The following is a 14,450-nucleotide window of genomic DNA, read 5'->3' on the forward strand; positions in this document are numbered from 1 at the left end:
TCAAGCTGGGGCAGTCTGAGCGCCTCTGACGAGCCTTCCCGGTCGTGCACCCGTCGCGCCGTCGCTGCGGCGAATGACGTCGCCTGACACGATGGTCGCGACGAAGCCGGTCGCTTTCTGGTCCAGCCGACGACCGCCTCCGGGCAGATCGTGTCGCACATGCGGGGCATGGAGGTGCAGCGCTTCAAGATCGATGATGTTGATGTCCGCCTTGTAGCCAGGAGCAATCCTGCCCCGGTCGCGCAGGCCCATGGTCTCCGCCGGGCGGGAGGTGAGCGCGCGGACGGCCTGAGGGATGCTGAGCTTTTGCCCGGCTCGGTCACGGGTCCAGTAGGTCAGCAGGAAGGTGGGGTAGCTTGCGTCGCAGATCGCGGCATAATGAGCGCCGCCATCGCCAAGTCCCATGACGGTGTCAGGGTGGGTGATCAGGTCATGCACCGTGTCGAGGCGGCCATTATAGAAATTGCCGAGTGTGTTGTAGAGCATTCCCCGGCCATCGCCGCCGTTCATCATGAGATCGTAGGCGACTTCTTCCGGGGTGATGCCGAGGCGGCGGGCCTGCGCGCCGACGCTGCTTTCCGCCGGGGGTTCATAGTTGGGTGGGTCGGAGAGCGGGAATATCCAGTCCCAGTTGCGGGTCATCATCGCCAATGGATGGCCTTCATGCGGCTTCTCGGTGGTGAGCCTGGCGCGGAAATCGCCATCGCGCAGATGCGTGAGCTGCTGGTCGAGCGGCAGGGCGGCGATCGCTTCATAGCTTGGGCAGAGCGAGAAGGGGTGGCTGGATAGTTCAAAGCCGCAGATCATGCCGACGGGGCGTGGAAGTATTTGCGGGCTGATCTTCAGGCCCTGCGCATTGGCTTCCTCACAGATGCGCAGCGCCTCCTGCCAGACCGGCTCGCCCGTGTTCGACGTGCCCAGGGTGAAGGTCGCGGGCCGGTTCGCTGCCTTTGCGACCGTGAGAAGGTGGGCAAGTTCGTCGGGCCAGCTGGAGAAGGGGGCGTCCAGCACCATCTGCAAGACGCCGGTGTCGGCGTCGCGCATGGCGCCCGCTATGGCCTTCAGTTCCTCCACATCGGCCTGATAGCTTGGGATATTCTCTCCCGCCTTGGTGCGGTGGATGAGCAGGCGCGAGGTCGCAAAGCCAATCGCGCCCGCATCCAGCGCCTCGCGGGTGAGGGCCTGCATCTTTTCGAGGTCGGCAGGCGTCGCGAGTTCGCGCTGCGCGCCGCGTTCGCCCATCACGAACACGCGCAAGGGGCTATGGGGCAGAAGGGCAGCGACGTCGATGTCGCGGGGGCGAGCTTCAAGTGCGTTCAGATAGTCGGGGAAGCTTTCCCAATCCCAGCTGAGCCCTTCTGCCATGACGACGCCGGGAATGTCCTCCACACCCTCCATCAGGCGGATCAAACGGTCGTGATCGGCAGGGCGGCATGGCGCGAAGCCGACGCCGCAATTGCCGATCACGACCGTGGTCACGCCATGGGAGGAGGAGGGGGAGAGTTCCTCCGACCAGATGGCCTGACCATCATAATGGGTGTGGATATCGACGAAGCCGGGAGTGACGGTGAGGGCCGCCGCATCGATCACTTCGCGGGCATCGCCGGTAAAGGTGCCGACGCTGACGATCCGCCCGTCTGCGATCGCGACGTCGCCGACGAACGGCTCACCGCCGCTGCCGTCGACGATCGTTCCGCCCCGGATCAGCAGGTCGCATGCGCTCATTCGGCGGCCCTCGCGATGGGTTCAAGGCTGGTTTTGCCGTCCGACGCCCAGAAGGCGCCCTCTTGCGAGGTGTCGACATCTTCGACGCCGCGCACGCCCAGCGCCTCGCGCGCTTCCGCCAGCGGCAGGTGGAACACGGCTTCGAGCTTCTTCATGAAGAGGGCGTCGCTCTGCTGCCCCACCTTCATGCCCCGCTGGATCGCGTTGACGGCGGTCGGCCAGACTTCGGGATAGTGAAGCATCGTGCGCACGGTGTAGCGGAGCGACCCGAATATCTGGATCATGTTCACCTCCGCCGCCAGATGCGGGTTGCGCATATGCTTGGGCACGTTGGTGAGGCGATACCAGTAAGGCACCAGCTCACCCATGAAGTTGAAGCCGCCGCCGCATAGGATATGTTCGAAGTCGTGCGTCTGGCCCGAACGCAGATTATAATATTGAAGCTGCGTTTCCGGTTCTTTCCAGGGCGTGATCTGGATTTCATAATCTCCGGCCGTCATCTGCTGGTAGAAGATGCCGCCGAGAGAGCCGGGCTCATATTGTTTGAAATCTTCGATCGTATATGTGGAGATGAAGCCTTCGCTGAACCATGCATCCAGTTCGGGATTTACCTTTCTTTCCTGCGTGAACATGTCCTCGATCGCGTCGAAATCGCGCAGTGAATCGAGGATCGGCAGGAATTCATACATTTCCGCAGGAGGCGGCACGTCCGGTCCGTTGCGACGCAACAGGATCATCGCCAACCATTCGCGCAGGCGGGGATTATTGAGATATTTGGACGAAGAGATGAGTATGCTGCTGTCTGTTTCCACAGGCATCAGGCCGCGCGCGAGATAGGGAATGTCGACCATGTTTCTCGTTCCTTCAATCCAAAACCAATTGCTTGTTGCCTGAACCCCAGGCGCTGATCCGTTCATCGCCCACCTTGAATTGCGGCAGGAGGTCGAAGAAGCTCTTGTCCGCGACGACGATGCGCTGGAGGCGGCGAGGCGTCATACCCGTCAAGTCGCCGCGGGCATGCTGGAGAGCGATGTTATCCCAGATGACGAGGTCGCCATTGTTCCAATGGTGGCGGTAGACACGATCGTCGCGATAGAGTTCGGCGAACAGGGCTGAGAGCGTGGCGTCGCTGTCCGGCTGGTCCATGCCGACGATACGAGCGGTCTGCATGTCGCTGATGTAGAGGATCGGCTCGCCAGTCCGGGGATGAGGGATGATGACCGGGCGAACCTGGTGCGGCATGTCGGTTGAACTATCGTAGCCGACCGACCGGTGTGTCTGAATCGGCGCGATCATTGTGACCGCTTCCCGGTCCGCGACAGCGGCTTTCAACTGCGATGGCAGGGAGGCGGCTGCAACCGCGCCGTTGGCGAAGTCGGTCCAGCTTTGTCCGTCATTAACGGCAACGGCGTGCAGCGAGATGATCTTGAAGGGCTCTTCCGTGAAAGCCAGATCGCTGTGCCAGGTGAGCGGCCCGGAGCCCAGCGCGCCATCGCTGGAGATTTCGCGATATTCGCCATGTGATCCCAGGACCCGGCCGAAATTTTCGAGCAGCCTCACCTGATCCGCTTCGTCAAGCTGCTGGTTGCGGAACAGGATCAGTTTGTGGCGATCGAACAGTTCGGTCAGCCGTTGTTCGAAACCGTCGGGTAGCGGCCATTGCAACCCGATGCCGATTTCAACACCGAACGGCTCCAGTGGCCGTTCCGTCCATGGCAGTGCCATTTCATGCCTCTCCGTCTTTTTCTCCGACGAACGGTATCGAACCGTTCGGTTGTCGTCAACAACAATGGGTGTATCCTGGCGGTGGGCTGGTATAGCAGCCCGACAATGCGCAAGGATGCTGGATGAAATTGGTGCCAGAAGGCAGGGGCGAGGTGTCATCGCCGCGCGTCCGTCACTTGCTGTTGTCGGCGCGCGCGCAATTTGTGGAGCGGGGCTTCGATGCCGTCAGCATCGATTCGATCGCTCGCACCGCCGGGGTGAGCAAGGAAACCATCTACCGCTATTTCGACGACAAGGAAGCGTTGTTCCGCGCGGCTCTGGAGGCGCAGGGGGCGGAGTTCGACGCGCGGGCGGCGGCGGTGCATGAAAGTGCAGCAACGGGCGGGTCCGAACTGGCGGGGCTGGCAAGGGCCATTCTCGACTCGGCGCTGGACCAGGGTATGTTCAGCGCGCTCTGGGTCGCCGCTGGCGTGGCGCACAAGATGCCGGACCTGGCAGCATCATTGCAGAGCGGGCAGGGGATGCGCCTGGAGCCTGTGCGGCAGGCTTTGGAGGATCATGCGCGGGAGAAGGGCATCGACCGCCCGGTCCCCCTGGAACTGGCATTGGACTTCGGATCGCTCGCGGTTGAGGGGCCAGTCGTGCTCATGGGCTTTCCTGCCCCCTCACCGGAAGGCCGTGAGCGGGCCGCGCGCCATGCCGTTGCGCTATTCGTGCAAGGGGCCGGGGGTGGCGGAGCGGCCGGATTGCCGCCGCCCGAGCCTTTGGCGGATATGAGGCTTTCGCCGTTCGAGGAACCGCTTCCCCATATCCGGACCTTGCTGGACGTGGCAGGGTGCCATTTTCTGCAGGAAGGCTTTGAGGGCGCGAACCTCAACCTCATCGGGGAGGAGGCGCGGGTGGGGCGTGGTACGCTCTACCGGCATTTCGGGAGCAAGGCCGGGCTTTTCGCGGGAGCCATGCGGATATTGGCGTCCGACTGCGCTTGTGAGGCAAAACCGCCCGTGCTTCCCTTGGGTCGGGCTGATCCCGTCGCACTCCGTCAATATGTGGAGGCGGCGCTCGAAAGCCTGACCTCCACCACATCCATCCGCCTGCATCGTGCCGTTATCAGCCAGTCGCGGCGCGATGCGGCCTTGGCGAGGGAGGTGTATCTCGTCCTGCGCAAGCCCTGGGTGGATGGTCTGATCCCTTGGCTGGAAAGCCTTGGCATCAGAGAGAGTTCTGAGTGGCACGCGCGGCAACTTCTGGTACTCGCCATGAGGGGTAACCGCCTGCTTGCGGGCGGTCATCCGGTCGCGGAGTCCGATAGGCGACATTATGCCGAGCGCGCGGCAACCATATTCCTGCACGGATATTTGGCGACGTTGTGATTCTATCGGCATCCCGTTGGCCCAACGATGCCGATGCGGACCGCCAAGCCTGCCAATGCGTAGCCAAATCTATGAACCCCGCCGCATAGGAATATGCCTGATCCCCGATGGAGGTTTTGGCGGCAAATAGTGCTTTGACAAAGCTACGCAGCCTCGTCATCATCCTTTCGTCCAAGCGCGTCGGAGAATGTGCAAAGGACATGATCTCCGCCTGTCTGGCGAGACATACAGAGGAGGCCGGATATTCGCGAAAACGAGCTGAGCGGGACAGATTTGAATTCGTCCCATTGCTTGCGCGGCGGCCAGCATCAACAGTTCTCATTAATAAAATAATATCGGCTAAAGGGCCGGATTCTCGGGAGAGAGAGGCATGATTATCGTGAATACACGCTATCTGTTCGGCTGCGGCCGCTAATGGTGTCCGCTTATTTTGGCGGGCATGCCATATCGCGTGAATAGGTGACGGATGGACTGCTTTTTGCCAGCGAAGAGGGGTGAACTGGCCTAGCTCTCCAAAGTCCAGCAGGAGACTCATGAATGAATGGGATGACGGGCGCTGTTGCCGCGGGCACTGCCGCGGGCGGCCATGGTGGACGAGCGCGGATGATGGTGTTCCGCGCCTTCCTCGCGCAGAATGTTGCGGTGGGTAGCGCCTTTGGAGGTTTCGGGATCTCCGTTCTGCCGTTGCAGGAACTCCATGGGGCAAGTCGGGGCGCGACGACGCTTGCCTTGGCTTTGGCCGTTCTGATGATGGGCCTTGTCAGCCCGCTTGTGGCGACATTGATCGGGCGGATCGGGCTGCGCTGGACGATGACGATCGGTACGCTGATGTCGGGTATCGGCTATGCCTTGCTGGCGATCGCGCCAAGCATGCCTGTCGTGCTGCTGCTTTATGCCCTGCCCATCGGGGTTGGCCTCGCCATGTTCGGCCCATTTCCTTCGAGCGTTCTCGCCAGCAACTGGTTCAGGCATAATCCTGGGCCAGCACTGGGCGTCGCTAACATGCCGCTGTTCGTAGCGCTGCTGCCGATGGTGGGCATTTTCATCCTGCGCGACCATGGCTTGTCTGCCTTTTACCTGATCCTGGCGGTTCTGCACGTCCTGCTATTGCCGGTGATGCTGGGCGTGGCGGACGGGCCGCAGGACGGCGGGGAGCAGCCGGGACACCCGCATGCCGGGGAGGCGAGTGCAATGCTGCCCAATCGCACCGTGCTGCGAAGCCCTGCCTTCTGGGTGATGTGCCTTGGCGCTGGTTACCTGAATGCTGTCGGCATCACCGGGGTGTCGCACCTTGTCGCTTTTGTCGCTGAACGCGGGGTCGCGGCTGATGAGGCGGCGGGGCTGCTGTCGATCATGGGTGGAGCGGCGGTGATCGGTTCCCTGGCGATCGGCTTCCTGTGTGGCCGGTTGGGGGCACCCCTGGCGCTGGCTCTCATTGCGGGGGGTCTGGCGATCAGCTGGGCATCTCTGCTTTCGACCATCTCCTTTCCGATCATGGCATTGGCATCGCTCATGCTGGGGGCAGGGGGCGCCGGAGTGTTCCCGGCGATCAACATGCTCTCGGGCCGCCTGTTCGGTCAGCAGTCGCTCCCTCGTGTCGTCGGTCTGTTCGGCCTCGTCACCCTGCCGCTGACCTTCTTCCTGCCGCCGCTTGCAGGGGTGCTGCGTGACGCGGTCGGGGGGTATACGCCAGTCGCCTTGATCATCATCGGCGGCTGCGCGCTCGTGGTCATAATTTTCGTGGCGATGGCGCGGGCAACCGCATCTCGCTCCGCAAACCGACTTGCAGAGTAGGAGTCACTCAGTCGGCGTTTGAAGGTGCGACGCTGGCAGCAGGTTTCACAAAGGATGCATCCCCAGGTTCATTCGGCTTCATCTGCTTGAGGAATTTCAGGATGCGCCCTTCGTCCACGCCCAGGCCCCGCGCGCAGAAGAGGATCGCGTCGCGCAAGGCGCGGTCTTCGTCATAGGGGATCGCGACCTTGTCATGGCAGCGGGCCATCATCATCATCGTGCTGACATGTTCCACATAGGCCCCGGCATTGGTGACTGAAAGCGTCTCTCCGGCGATGCCTCCATCAGCCCTCGCCGCTTCGATCGCCCGTTCCAGATTGGGCAGCGTCATGCGCAATGCGCGCCGATAGACGAGGCGGGCATAGCCTCCGTCACCAGCAAGGCTGCCCACGACCATGCGCAATCCTTCCGCGTTGACGGCATGCATGCCCGCCATCGCATAGCTGAACGTGCGGCGCAGTATTTCGAGCAGGCCCTCGCTACTTGCCTCTGCCTCGCCAAATGAGCGCATGACGATATTCTGATCGGTGATGACCTCGCGCAACACGGCGCGGTAAAGATGCGTCTTCGTCGGGAAGTGACGGAACAGCAATGCCTCCGACACTCCAGCAGCGCGCGCAATCTGCTGCGTCCGTGCGCCTTCAAGCCCGTGGCGCGCGAAAACCGCCCTGGCCGCAGCGATGATGGAGGCCCGGCGACCGGCGCTGGAGAGACGGGTGGCTGGCATTGGTGGAAATATACTCCGGGAACAGGCAGCGTCGCGGCAGGCGACGATGGTAAAGTCTAAGGCTTTACGGAAGGGATACAAGTTGCTGCCGCCATCTGCCCCTTTTGAGGGCGAGGCGCTTTCGCCGCCGTCACGGGTCGCTGAGGGGCTTACCTTGTTCGATCGTCGCTATGAAGCGGCTGAGCAAAGCCTTTTGCCGTTCGATCATGGCTGGTGAGAGCGGGTCGATACCTGCCAAGCTCCGCGACACGGGTGCGGCCCAGAAATAGCCGAACATCAGGTTGAAGATCGCCACGGTCTGAAGGATCAAATCCTCTGCCGCAGGCTCCAACTCCGCCGCCTGCGTGATACGTCGTCCATAATCGATCAGCCGCTCCACCCATGCCATGCCGATTTCGTCACGGTCCGACGGGGAGGAAAGAATAGAGCGTATGAGCAGCATGGAGACATTAGGATGCTGCGTCAGCACATCGACCAGCCGATCGGTCAAGGTGCGGAATGAGGCCTCCTGCGGAGACCTGGTGATGGTCGCTTCCATCTCGTCGGCCAAGGGCTGCAATGCGCGTTGCAGGACTTGGCGATACAGGGCGTCCTTGCTTTCGAAATATTTGTAGAGTCCGGGCTGCTGGATGTTCGCAGCCGCAGCGATGTCCCGCAACGCAGTCGCGTCATAGCCTTTCTGCGCGAAGAGCAATTCGGCGGTATCGAGCAACCTGTCGGCCGTGCGTTGGCCCTTGCTGGTCCGTTGGACGATCGGTTCGCTGATGGCGCCTTGCGCGATGCTGGTCATGGATTTCACCCTAACGGGACGATGGTGCTTTGGCCATATGGCGCGCAGTGAGGGAGAATGGGCGAGAGCCCCACATTGGCGCGGCAAGATGCGCATTGTTCTTGACACCCGTGCACAGGGGCGCATGAGCGCGTGCAAGTGCAGCACTGGCACCCCAATCGTGCAGAGGACCAGATGATGGAAGATATCTATATCGTAAGCGGCGCTCGGACGGCGATCGGCGATTTCGGCGGCTCCTTGAAGCCCTTCATGCCGTCGCAGCTTGGCAGCATCGTCGTGAAGGAGGCGCTGTCCCGTGCTGTCGTTCCGGCGTCTGACGTCGAGCATGTGGTCATCGGCCAGGTCATGCCGACCAGCGCTCGCGATGGCATGCTGTCGCGCACCATAGCGTTGCAGGCTGGCGTCCCGCTGGAGGTGCCCGCCCTGACGTTGAACAGGCTCTGCGGGTCGGGCGTACAGGCCATCGTGTCGGCGGCGCAGATGATGAAGCTCGGCGAAGCGGCGATCACCGTGGCTGGCGGCGCTGAGTCCATGTCGAACGTGCCCTATCATGATCATGGCGCACGCTGGGGCCGCAAGATGGGGGACAACCCCGTCGAGGATGCGCTGGTTTGCGGGCTTCAGGATGCAAGCGGCGGCTATCATATGGGCGTAACCGCGGAGAATTGCGCCGAACGCCACGGCATCACGCGTGAGCAGCAGGATGCGCTGGCGGTTGAAGGGCATCAGCGTGCGGTGCGGGCGATTGCGGAAGGGCGCTTCAAGGAGCAGATCGTTCCTGTCGAGATCAAGACGCGCAAGGGCGTCACCATCTTCGATACGGACGAGCATCCGCGCGCGGACACCAGCATCGAAACGCTGGCGGCGATGCGCCCTGCGTTCAAGAAGGACGGCACGGTCACGGCAGGCAATGCGTCCGGCATCAATGACGGCGCGGCGGCCGTCGTGCTGGCTACCGGCAGCGAAGTGGAAAGGCGGGGATTGAAGCCGCTGGCGAAGATTCTTGGCTGGGGACATGCGGGCGTAGAGCCGGAATATATGGGCGAGGGGCCGATCAAGGCGGCGCCCGTGGCGCTGAAGCGCGCCGGACTGACGCTTGATCAGATGGACGTGATCGAGGCCAATGAAGCCTTTGCGGCGCAAGCTCTTTCCGTTGCCAATGCGCTGGCGTTCGATCGCGACAAGCTGAACCCGAACGGGTCGGGTATCGCGCTTGGCCACCCTGTCGGTGCGACGGGCACGATCCTGACGATCAAGGCTGCCTACGAACTGAAGCGGACCGGTGGTCGTTATGCGCTTATAACGATGTGCATCGGTGGCGGCCAGGGTATTGCCTTGGTAATCGAGAATGTCGGCTGATCATTGAGGAGTAGCCGAATGCCGTGGATGCGGCGTTCGGCTCCTTGGCCCATGCTGGCGGCGGACGTCAATGATCCGTCATCTATGTTAAACCTCACCTTCTTTCGAGAACTCAATCACTTGTCGTGCGTTTAGACGGGGCGGCGGTCGATGAACCGCTGGCATGGAGTAGATCATGTCCGTTCTCGTCGAGTTTCCTGGCGGCGTCTGCCGCGAAGTTCCAAGCCAATTGCGGGCGATCGGCTCCCAGAAAAATCGTGCGGACGAATTTGAACAAGTCCCGCTGAACTGCGATCCGCACTGGAAATATGAGCGGGAAGATGGCCGCTGGATCGCTGTGCACCGCCAAGGTCAGCTGTTGAGCATGCGCCCCGCCGCTCCGGCATGGTGGCACTTTATCGAGCTGATGATGGAGCCTGAGCGTCGTGCCCATGGCGCGAATGTCGCAGAGGCCAGCGAAACGGTGAGGCTTCAGTCCGCTGCCTGACCCATCCGAATGAAAAGTTGGGCGAGGCGTGCTGCAGCCAGCCTGCGGAACTCCTTGAGCGATCAGGAGTTCCGGTCGGTCGGAAGCGGCCGCCGCTAAGCCATGAAACTGGCGCTGTGGCCTAATGGGTGTGAAGCGTGTGACGATTTTGGGCGGGCAAGCGGGCGGCAACTATAATGATTTTCTGGGTGGGGGCGGTGAAATGGGCGACCGCATCGCCCAGTTCGACTGGTCCGTCACCAGCATCGGCACGATCGATATATGGCCAACCGCCATGAAAAGCATGCTGGCCTTCGTGCTGCGATCGCCGGTGCCAATCGTCACGCTTTGGGGCGACAAGGGCGTGATGATCTATAATGACGCCTATCGCACGTTCGCGGGCGGCCGTCATCCCGCTCTGCTGGGCACCAATGTCCTGGAAGGCTGGCACGAGGTTGCCGACTTCAATGCCAATGTGATGCAGAAGGTATACCGCGAAGGAGGGACGTTGTCCTACCAGGATCAGGAATTGACCCTGATCCGCGACGGCACGCCCAAGCAATTATGGACAGACCTGGAATATTCCCCTGTTCTTGATGAGGACGGCACAGCGATCGGCGTGGTGGCGATCGTCATCGAGACTACCGAGAAGGTGCTGGCGAACCGCCGCCTTCAGGATGATCGCAACAGGCTCTGGGCGATATCGCGCGACCTGCTGCTTGTCTGCACGTTCGACGGACGGATCACAGCGGTCAACCCGTCCGCCACGCGCATGCTGGGCTGGGCGGAGGACGAGATGATCGGCCATCAACTTGCCGAGTTCATCCACCCTGCCGACGTGGATCGCACTAGTCAGGAGATTGAGAAACTAGGCGAAGGCATCACGACGCTGGCGTTTGAAAATCGTTACCGCATGCGCGATGGCGGATACCGGCTGCTCGCCTGGACGGCTGTGCCTGACGCGGGGCGTATCCATGCCGTCGGCCGTGACATCACCGAAGAACGGCACATGGCGCGAGATCGGGACCGCATCTGGAACCTGTCGCCCGTCCTAAAGGTCGTGACGGACACGCAGGGCCATATCACCGACGTCAATCCGTCATGGACGCAGAAGCTGGGCTGGTCGCGCGAAGAGACGCTGGGCAGGCGCAGCACTGACTTTATGGTGGAGGATGAAAACAGCTGGCAGCAGCGAGTAGATTCCTTGCGCGGAGGCATGCCGCTGCTGGATTATCGCACCACCTTGCGAACAAAGGATGGCGACCAGCGGATCATTCAGTGGACGACGGTGCCGGAAAACGAAACCTTCTATGGCTTCGGGCGCGACATCACAGCGGAGGTCGAGGCCGCTGCCGCGCTGGCCGAAGCGGAAGCCGCGCTCCGCCAGTCGCAGAAGATGGAGGCGGTCGGACAGCTGACAGGTGGCATCGCCCATGACTTCAACAATCTTTTGCAGGGAATCACGGGCAGCCTTGAGATCGTGCAGCGGCGCGTTGCCCAAGGGCGCGTCGATGAGCTGGACCGTTTCATCAGTGGCGCGTCCACTGCAGCCAACAGGGCGGCTGCGCTGACGCATCGCCTGCTGGCATTTTCCCGCCGGCAGCCGCTTGATCCCAAGCCCGTGCGCGTCAATGCGCTGGTCGCCTCGATGGAGGATCTGCTCCGGCGCACGAGTGGCGAACGCATCGAATTGGAGTTCGTGCTGGCAGGCGGGTTGTGGGTTACCAAATGCGACCCGAACCAGTTGGAAAGCGCCATCCTGAACCTCGCGATCAATGCCCGTGACGCGATGCCGGATGGCGGCAAGCTGACCATCGAGACCTGCAACGCGCATCTGGACCGCGCCTATGTCGCTCGCCAGCGTGGCGTCCGGCCCGGGCAATATGTCTGCCTCTGTGTAAGCGACACAGGCATCGGCATGAGTGCCGATACCATCAGCAAGGCATTCGAGCCATTTTTCACCACCAAGCCGATCGGGCAGGGCACCGGGCTTGGATTATCGATGATCTATGGGTTCGCGCAGCAGTCCGAAGGCTATGCGAAAATCTATAGCGAAGTGGGTCAGGGCACGACGTTCAAGCTGTACCTCCCCCGTCATCATGGCAGCGCCGAGGATGAGGAGGCGCTTCCAGAACCCGGCCCGATGCATCATGCGGAGGAGGGTGAGGTCGTGCTGGTCGTCGAGGATGAGTCGGTCGTGCGCGGGCTGATCCTGGAAGAATTGCATGAACTCGGCTACGCCGCGCTGGAGGCTGTCGATGGCACTAGCGGCCTGGAAATGCTGCGGTCAAAGCGGCGGATCGACCTGTTGATCACCGACATCGGATTGCCGGGGCTGAACGGCCGCCAACTGGCGGATGCGGCGCGGGAATTGCGGCCGTCGCTCAAGGTCCTGTTCATGACCGGCTATGCGGAAAATGCTGCCCTTGCATCGGGTTTTCTGGAGCCCGGCATGGAGATGATCACGAAGCCCTTCGCCATGGAAGCGCTGGCCACCCGGATAAGGTCGATGCTTACCGACGCATCCTGAGCCAAGCCGGACGGGATCATCACTCAATACCACGGCGGATCATGGCATGATCCCATCGCCGACTTGTTTGAAGGTGAACTTGCGGCGGCCGTCCCGCTCGCGATAGCCTGTGTCCAGCACGATCGCCCGTAGACAGGCGACACAGATGCAATGGCTTCGGCTCGAGGGAAAACAAGCCTCAAGAGGAGAGAGAGATGACGGACATTCTGATCCGTGGCGGCACTGTGATCGACGGAACAGGCGCGCCCGGTTATCCTGCCGACGTACGCGTGGCAGGCGGCAGGATCACCGAGATTGGCGCGGGCCTGACCGCCGCCGCCGGTGAGGAGGTCGTCGACGCTGACGGCTGCTATGTGACGCCGGGTTTCATCGAGAGCCATACCCATTATGACGCGACGATGTGGTGGCAGCCGGACCTTGATCCGCTGCCCGGCAATGGCGCGACTACGGTCATTCTGGGCAATTGCGGATTTAGCGCCGCGCCGCTTTCGAAGGAAAAGGCCGCGCAGTTGGAGATGATCAAGATCTTCTCCTTCTTCGAGGATATCCCGTTGAAGCCGTTCCTTCAGAACGTCCCCTGGGATTGGGAGAAGTGGTCGGAATATAAGGCATCAATGGCGCGCAACATCAGCCTGCCCGCCAATTACTCCGCCTTCGTCGGTCATATTGCCCTGCGCCTTGCGGCCATGGGCGTCGAGGCATGGGACCGCGCGGCGACTCCACAGGAAATTGCCCGCATGGCCGAACTGCTGGAGGACGCGCTGGCCGCTGGCGCTCTTGGCCTGTCGGACAATCTGCACGACCATGATGGCGACGACCGCGCCATTCCCACATTGCTTGCCGATGATGCGGAGTTCGAAGCGCTGTTTTCCGTGATGGAACGTTACCCCGGCACCACCTACCAGGTCATCATCGACACCTTCATGCGCAAGACCGGGCCTGAGAGTCTGGAACGGCTTGGGCGACTGACGAAGGGCCGGGCGATCCGGATGCAGGTGGCAGGCGCCGTCCCGACGCTGGAATTCCAGAAGGATATTCTGCCCCGGCTGCAGGAAACGCTTGCGAAGCTGAAGGAAGAAGGGATCGATGTGTGGCCCGGCTATGCGCATGTTTCGCCGACCAGCACGCTCAGCCTCGTCAAGTCGCTGATCTTCGCCCAGTCCAATGACTATGTCTGGCATGAGGTCGTGCTCGCCGAAACGCATGAGGAAAAGGCTCGGTTGCTTGCTGATCCCGATTGGCGGGCGCGGGCGCGGGCGAGCTGGGACACCAAGGCCTGGCCGCATTCGCCGATGAACAATCCGCAGGACCTTTATCTGCTGGACAGCGAAAATGGCGCTGGGCCGGTAGGCGGGACGCTGAAGGAGTTCGCGGAAGCGCGTGGGCTGCATCGTTCTGACGCGATGGCGCAGTGGATCCTTGAAAATGGCACCAAATCCACGGTGCACATGGCTCCATTCCCGAAGGACGAGGACCTGACGATCCAGCTGATGCTGGACCCGCAGACGGTCGGCAATATCTCCGACGCTGGCGCGCATCTTCAAATGCTATGCGGTGGCGGCGAGAATATCCTGCTCTTCACCAAATATGTCCGCGAAGGGCTGCTCACTTTGGAGCAGGCGATCCATGTGAAGACTGGCAAGCTCGCCAATTTCTTCGGCCTGCATGACACGGGCGAGATCAAGGTCGGCCGCCGCGCTGACATTGCCGTGTTCAATCTTGGCGAGGTTGAATATCGCAACATGGAGAAGCGGTTCGACGTGCCCGATGGTGACGGCGGCACGACGTGGCGCTTCACCCGTCCGGCCGCGCCGATGCGGCTCACGCTGGTGAATGGCGTCAAGACCTTTGACGGCAGCAGCTACACCGGCGCTCGTCCGGGTGAATATCTGCAACCGACGGCGGCGAATGACGCGCTGGCTTCGTTGGAAGCGGCCGAGTAAAAGAAGGGGATGCGGGAG

11 protein-coding genes are annotated in these 14,450 nt (G+C 61.8%); 6 read left to right on the forward strand and 5 right to left on the reverse strand.

From position 1 onward, the window contains the following. From NCHOL11_RS14505 to NCHOL11_RS14515, 3 genes are read right to left on the reverse strand one after another with little or no spacing between them, the layout of a single operon-like run. Complete coding sequence (locus tag NCHOL11_RS14505; RefSeq protein ID WP_097093260.1) at positions 1-1,725, reverse strand: N-acyl-D-amino-acid deacylase family protein; 1,725 nt, start codon at positions 1,723-1,725, stop codon at positions 1-3. After that, positions 1,722-2,576 (reverse strand): Coq4 family protein, encoded by an 855-nt coding sequence (locus tag NCHOL11_RS14510; RefSeq protein WP_097093261.1) that lies wholly within the window; start codon positions 2,574-2,576, stop codon positions 1,722-1,724. The genes NCHOL11_RS14505 and NCHOL11_RS14510 overlap by 4 nt, the downstream gene beginning before the upstream one ends. A 13-nt stretch (positions 2,577-2,589) precedes the next feature. Next, entirely contained in the window at positions 2,590-3,450 is an 861-nt protein-coding gene (locus tag NCHOL11_RS14515; protein WP_176502299.1) for a TauD/TfdA dioxygenase family protein, read from the reverse strand. A gap of 122 nt (positions 3,451-3,572) precedes the next feature. Between NCHOL11_RS14515 and NCHOL11_RS14520 the strand changes: the two genes are divergently transcribed. Both NCHOL11_RS14520 and NCHOL11_RS14525 read left to right on the forward strand, forming a co-directional pair. After that, on the forward strand, positions 3,573-4,823 hold the full coding sequence (locus NCHOL11_RS14520) for a TetR/AcrR family transcriptional regulator (RefSeq protein ID WP_097093262.1): 1,251 nt from the start codon (positions 3,573-3,575) through the stop codon (positions 4,821-4,823). Positions 4,824-5,360: 537 nt separating this feature from the next. Then, positions 5,361-6,617 (forward strand): MFS transporter, encoded by a 1,257-nt coding sequence (locus tag NCHOL11_RS14525; protein WP_097093263.1) that lies wholly within the window; start codon positions 5,361-5,363, stop codon positions 6,615-6,617. 7 nt (positions 6,618-6,624) lie between these two features. On the opposite strand, the gene NCHOL11_RS14530 is transcribed toward NCHOL11_RS14525, so the two are convergent. After that, the gene (locus tag NCHOL11_RS14530) at positions 6,625-7,344 is read right to left on the reverse strand and encodes a TetR/AcrR family transcriptional regulator (protein ID WP_097093264.1); all 720 of its coding nucleotides are present in this window, start codon (positions 7,342-7,344) and stop codon (positions 6,625-6,627) included. Positions 7,345-7,474: 130 nt separating this feature from the next. Further along, positions 7,475-8,134, reverse strand: a complete 660-nt coding sequence (locus NCHOL11_RS14535; RefSeq protein WP_176502300.1) for a TetR/AcrR family transcriptional regulator — start codon at positions 8,132-8,134, stop codon at positions 7,475-7,477. A gap of 177 nt (positions 8,135-8,311) precedes the next feature. Between NCHOL11_RS14535 and bktB the strand changes: the two genes are divergently transcribed. From bktB to NCHOL11_RS14555, 4 genes are all read left to right on the forward strand, one after another. Next, positions 8,312-9,493 carry a beta-ketothiolase BktB gene (bktB, locus tag NCHOL11_RS14540; protein ID WP_097093342.1) on the forward strand — a complete coding sequence of 394 codons (1,182 nt, stop codon included), beginning with the start codon at positions 8,312-8,314 and terminating at the stop codon, positions 9,491-9,493. A gap of 175 nt (positions 9,494-9,668) precedes the next feature. Continuing rightward, a complete protein-coding gene (locus NCHOL11_RS14545) occupies positions 9,669-9,980 on the forward strand; it encodes a hypothetical protein (protein WP_097093266.1) in 312 nt (103 codons plus the stop codon). A 124-nt stretch (positions 9,981-10,104) separates the two neighbouring features. Beyond that, positions 10,105-12,489: a PAS domain S-box protein gene (locus tag NCHOL11_RS14550; RefSeq protein ID WP_217991093.1), complete on the forward strand. Its 2,385-nt coding sequence runs from the start codon at positions 10,105-10,107 to the stop codon at positions 12,487-12,489. Positions 12,490-12,683: 194 nt separating this feature from the next. Beyond that, positions 12,684-14,432, forward strand: a complete 1,749-nt coding sequence (locus NCHOL11_RS14555) for an N-acyl-D-amino-acid deacylase family protein (RefSeq protein WP_097093267.1) — start codon at positions 12,684-12,686, stop codon at positions 14,430-14,432. Positions 14,433-14,450 lie beyond the last annotated feature (18 nt).

Origin of the sequence: Novosphingobium sp. Chol11, from assembly GCF_900218065.1 — a bacterium.
In the GTDB taxonomy this organism is placed as follows: domain Bacteria; phylum Pseudomonadota; class Alphaproteobacteria; order Sphingomonadales; family Sphingomonadaceae; genus Sphingobium; species Sphingobium agri.

What these genes read in the sequence shown, in the direction of transcription:
- NCHOL11_RS14530 (WP_097093264.1), bottom strand. Translation starts at nt 7,344, where the DNA reads ATGCCAGCCACCCGTCTCTCCAGCGCCGGTCGCCGGGCCTCCATCATC.
- NCHOL11_RS14525 (WP_097093263.1), top strand. Translation starts at nt 5,361, where the DNA reads ATGAATGGGATGACGGGCGCTGTTGCCGCGGGCACTGCCGCGGGCGGC.
- NCHOL11_RS14515 (WP_176502299.1), bottom strand. Translation starts at nt 3,450, where the DNA reads ATGGCACTGCCATGGACGGAACGGCCACTGGAGCCGTTCGGTGTTGAA.
- NCHOL11_RS14520 (WP_097093262.1), top strand. Translation starts at nt 3,573, where the DNA reads ATGAAATTGGTGCCAGAAGGCAGGGGCGAGGTGTCATCGCCGCGCGTC.
- NCHOL11_RS14555 (WP_097093267.1), top strand. Translation starts at nt 12,684, where the DNA reads ATGACGGACATTCTGATCCGTGGCGGCACTGTGATCGACGGAACAGGC.
- NCHOL11_RS14545 (WP_097093266.1), top strand. Translation starts at nt 9,669, where the DNA reads ATGTCCGTTCTCGTCGAGTTTCCTGGCGGCGTCTGCCGCGAAGTTCCA.
- NCHOL11_RS14550 (WP_217991093.1), top strand. Translation starts at nt 10,105, where the DNA reads ATGGGTGTGAAGCGTGTGACGATTTTGGGCGGGCAAGCGGGCGGCAAC.
- NCHOL11_RS14510 (WP_097093261.1), bottom strand. Translation starts at nt 2,576, where the DNA reads ATGGTCGACATTCCCTATCTCGCGCGCGGCCTGATGCCTGTGGAAACA.
- bktB (WP_097093342.1), top strand. Translation starts at nt 8,312, where the DNA reads ATGGAAGATATCTATATCGTAAGCGGCGCTCGGACGGCGATCGGCGAT.
- NCHOL11_RS14535 (WP_176502300.1), bottom strand. Translation starts at nt 8,134, where the DNA reads ATGACCAGCATCGCGCAAGGCGCCATCAGCGAACCGATCGTCCAACGG.
- NCHOL11_RS14505 (WP_097093260.1), bottom strand. Translation starts at nt 1,725, where the DNA reads ATGAGCGCATGCGACCTGCTGATCCGGGGCGGAACGATCGTCGACGGC.